General features: G+C 41.3%; 4 protein-coding genes and 1 pseudogene. 1 reads left to right on the forward strand and 4 read right to left on the reverse strand.

Annotated elements, in window-relative coordinates; all coding sequences use genetic code 11:
* The 3 genes and pseudogenes from LUQ50_RS16020 to LUQ50_RS15220 form a co-directional block, all read right to left on the reverse strand.
* Nucleotides 1–517, reverse strand: a pseudogene (locus LUQ50_RS16020) (transposase); the annotation flags it as partial.
* A 208-nt stretch (nucleotides 518–725) separates the two neighbouring features.
* The gene (locus LUQ50_RS15215) at nucleotides 726–1,208 is read right to left on the reverse strand and encodes a phosphate-starvation-inducible PsiE family protein (RefSeq protein WP_300041162.1); all 483 of its coding nucleotides are present in this window, start codon (nucleotides 1,206–1,208) and stop codon (nucleotides 726–728) included.
* 638 nt (nucleotides 1,209–1,846) lie between these two features.
* Nucleotides 1,847–2,191, reverse strand: a complete 345-nt coding sequence (locus LUQ50_RS15220; protein ID WP_300041164.1) for a glycosyl hydrolase family 65 protein — start codon at nucleotides 2,189–2,191, stop codon at nucleotides 1,847–1,849.
* A 445-nt stretch (nucleotides 2,192–2,636) separates the two neighbouring features.
* Here LUQ50_RS15220 and LUQ50_RS15225 point away from each other — a divergent pair, with 445 nt between their 5' ends.
* Nucleotides 2,637–2,945 (forward strand): hypothetical protein, encoded by a 309-nt coding sequence (locus tag LUQ50_RS15225; RefSeq protein ID WP_300041166.1) that lies wholly within the window; start codon nucleotides 2,637–2,639, stop codon nucleotides 2,943–2,945.
* Nucleotides 2,946–3,007: 62 nt separating this feature from the next.
* Here the strand turns inward: LUQ50_RS15225 and LUQ50_RS15230 are convergent, their stop codons facing one another.
* The gene (locus LUQ50_RS15230) at nucleotides 3,008–4,210 is read right to left on the reverse strand and encodes an aspartate aminotransferase family protein (protein ID WP_300041168.1); all 1,203 of its coding nucleotides are present in this window, start codon (nucleotides 4,208–4,210) and stop codon (nucleotides 3,008–3,010) included.
* Nucleotides 4,211–4,245 lie beyond the last annotated feature (35 nt).

The raw sequence follows: 4,245 nt of genomic DNA on the forward strand, positions 1-4,245 counted from the left end.
CTTCAAGACGAATGAGTAACCAGGGATGCCCACCATAAAAACCATCCATAGCGATATAAGAAAACTTGATCTTCGCGGTAACTGCATTGCAGATCACGTCATATGCCAACTCTGCTTTCGTTTTAAAGCATTGTGATTCCAAGAGAATCCCTGCATCATTACAGCGACTACGGTCCGATGTCCAACTTTCAGGTAGGTATAGGCGGAAATCAAGTAATAACCGAAAACCATTCTTACCGTATGCCATGAAGACGCCTACCTGGCAGTTCTCAACCTTTCCAATATTTCCACAATATTGGCGTTTGACCCCAACGGAACAATTGCCAGCCTTGAGATTTCCGCATTCATCGATGACTAACGCACCATTCTTTCCAATAAGTCGCCAACCATTCGTAATGATCCAATCTACGAGTAATCCGTGATTCCAGGGAGATTGAGAGAGAAAATGACTGAACGATTGGTTATTCACCCAACTGTAATTGTCTGAAATTGATGTTAAATGACATCGTGAAGGGCTGGTTAAGAGACCTCAATATATGATTCTATGGCCTTACGTAGTTTTTCAACTCCGGGGTCAAAGCGTGATTTAGCACAGTCAATATATTATTCTTCTGTATATGAAGATCAATCGATATAAATCGAAATGCGCCATTTTCTAACTTGACAATTTAGAGATAATTCCTTCCGGTAAATTCAGAAGAAGTAAGGATTGAACCGGTTTTATTTCACTTTTTTTCTACCGGAGCCCAGATATTGGCGATACTGTCGATATTCCTGCTCTTGACAATCCATAATCCAAAGATGAAGAACATCATTACAACTGCAAGCCCAATCATGGCAAATACATCTTTTTCACTAAAATCTTGCGATATCAACAGTATAAAATGGCGGATTATTGCAGTCAGACCGATAATTAAAATGAGTTTAATATCAATATTTCCATATTTGAGTTCTTTTACCGTTATGTAGAGTTCGACAATTATGATAGTTAAAAGAGTTGTACTAATTATTCCTAATATTCGTGTATCTGATATAGGTCCCTCAAATCCACAAAAAAATACATAGATAGACATGTACACCGAAACCAGGTTTAATATTCCAATAAAGATGAAAGAGGTCATGGAGAAGAAGATTAACAATACCATGACAAAGTCAACCCAACTAATCTCTTCAGGTTTATATGATTTTATCAGATCAAGCGTTTGCATTTTTCCTCATGTATTGGATGGCGATGAGTGCATATAGTATGACCCGTAAAAAACAGTTTTTATTATCAGGAATTAATCAAAAATGTGCATGCGTTGTACCCTCTCTTTCCATTCTGGATAAATTGTGTTGGGTACCTGCAGGTCTGCATCCTCATTTGAGAGTACCCGGGGAATTTTCTCCTTGACATCACCGAAGGAGACAGATGACATCTGAAATGGAGATTATGTACCGTAACTGCAGGAACAATTAAGGAGAAGTAAGACCGATTGGGTGTATGATACCTCCAATAGAAGAAAGGTCAATCAGACCGTGTTATAGTGTAGATGTGTCACGGAGATGTGTCCATTGTCTTACGGGAGAAGAGGGGAAACTTCATTGTAACTTTAGTATGGTTGGAGAACCGGGGTACGCTAACATACTCGGCGGTGAGAAAATGCCCAATTTTTGGGAGATCAAAACTCAAAGATACAACTTAACTGAAGAACAATCCAGGAAACAGCCTTGCATCTATCATCTCAATCAAAAAGAATACTCAGAATCTATGATAGGGTACTGATATCTGCAACCAGTCATCGCAGAGGTATACGAGGAGATCGGTAGTACATTCACAAAAAACCGAACATACTATCCACGTATTTTATTCACTGTTATGGATATCGTATCCACAAATTCTACCACAACCTGGGTACTCTCCCTCATCATCAACGATATGTATCGTTCTATCGAGCTGGATATACCCCTTAAGACTCACCGATATGACTGCTGATCCAGGACCTGCTTTTATTATGTAGATATGATTCCTCAAAGAGTGGTATTGCAGATCAATCCGGAACGATTTCCAAATCTCCGGGATACAGGGATTGAATGTCATACGATCGCCATGTATCTCAAGCCCGAACAGAGATTCAAGTATCAACGTATACATTCCAGCCTCCACGTCCGGAATAGAGAGGAGCAGTACAGATATCTGATGCAATAACATCCGGCTCCATCTGGTATTTTAGAACACCCTGATGAGTTTTACTATGATGAACCGGGCTGATAAACGATACCAGATTCCAGGCTGCTCATGATTCTTCAAAACAGAAAACCTGAACGTGATGAGGTAGTATCTGTTCCAAACATGAGGTCATACGGGTAAAAAACCAATTTAGCGTCAGAAAGATAAGTATCTTCGGATAGGTAGTGAGAGATGAAGCCAGCGAACAGAGCCACCTTGATATCTTCGTAGAGTTTGATCCTGAATCAGTCTCGTACCGGAATATCTTGATCTTGAACGATATCCTCAGTCATTATTTCCCGGAAAGTGGAGATCGTTACAACCGATGGCGTTTCTCCTTATATCATGCCGAATATCTCACGAGAGGTTATCCGGGTATGAAATATGATCTTCCCTTTTTGTATCATATTCTTGATGAGATTGCACGATGCCAGAAGTAGCAGAAGAGACCCGTGAAGTCTATGCAGTCATCACCACCATGGGATCGACATGCCTTTGGTTTCAGCTTGCAGCACTCATCAGTATCGGCGAATCATTCGGGCTTTTACCGGATGAAGCAGGCATAGTTGTTCTATCGATGGCAGCAGGAACTATGAAAACCATACAGGAATCTGGTCTTACCCCCACCGACGGTATGGATCTGGTCCCGGTCAAACCGATGGCAGACCATGAAGAGACTATCCGCGGTATGTACGCTGCATTCCTTACCGGGCAGTATAGAAAACTCACATCCTGATTTTAATCATTTTCCAAAATAATCCATTATAGTTTGTCAGAACCATTCAAAAAAGGAAAAAATCAGGAATAACAGGTGATGATCTCTTTTTCAAGAATATCAAGACCTTCCTGCATCTCTAATTTGGTAATTGTGAGAGCGGGAAAGATCCTGATGATGTGACCATGTTTCAGATTTAGGATTAAACCATTATCCAGACATCGTTTTACAATCTCTGCAGATTTTGAATCATCAGTCAGTTCCAGAGCTATCAACAGACCCTGACCTCTCACTTCAGTAATTGCTTTCGGGTACTTCTCTTTCCACTCATTCAGACGTTTGATTGTTTCAGATCCCAGATCAGTCACGTGAGATTCGATATCCAAATCAACCATATATCTGATAACTGCTTCAGAAACAGCACAACCAAGCGGGTTTCCGTTATACGTCCCTCCATGATCACCTTTCTGGATACCATAGGCAACTTCATCGGTGACCGCAAATGCAGAGAAAGGGAATCCTCCGGCGATTCCTTTTGCCATAGTGATAATATCTGGTCTGGCTCCCTGGCTAATGGAATAAAAAAGCGGTCCGGTCCGGAAAAATCCAGTCTGTATCTCATCAGCGATAAAAAGAACGCCATGTTTCCGGCATACCTCAGATAGTTCCTGAAGGTATGATTCAGAAGGAATATTAACACCACCTTCACCCTGAATTGGTTCCACAATGACCGCAGCAACATCCTGGTCGATGATCTCCTTCACCGCCGAAATATCATTAAACGGTACAAAGAAATACCCCGGCATAAGCGGATTGAATTTATTCCGGTGAACATCCTGCCCGGTAGCAGAAACGGTGCTTATGGTCCGCCCATGGAAACTCATTTCAGTAGAGATTACATTTTTCTTTCCGGTAATCTTCCGGGCGAGTTTGATCGCTGCATCATTCGCTTCTGCTCCACTATTGGCAAAGAATATCCTGGTAAGGTGTTCAGGAAGAATCTCATGAAAGAGTTGGATTAATCGGGAACGGGCTGGTGAATATGTTGCTCCGGAATTCGGGTTTTGTATGATCTTTTTACTTTGAGTACATAGTGCCTCAGTGATTATCGGACTGGCATGACCAATACAGGTAACACCCCATCCAGATGTGAAATCCAGATAACGCTTGCTATCTTCATCCCAGACATACACCCCATCGCCTTTCTCAATTGACAGGTGTGTTTTATCTGCGAAGGGAATATAATACGAATCTTCTATGAGAAACGTGTTATTCGTTTCATTCATCAAGTTACCTCTTTAGAAATATAGTCAATGGCACA

The sequence above is a fragment of the Methanospirillum sp. genome, assembly GCF_028679455.1.
In the GTDB taxonomy this organism is placed as follows: Archaea; Halobacteriota; Methanomicrobia; order Methanomicrobiales; family Methanospirillaceae; genus Methanospirillum.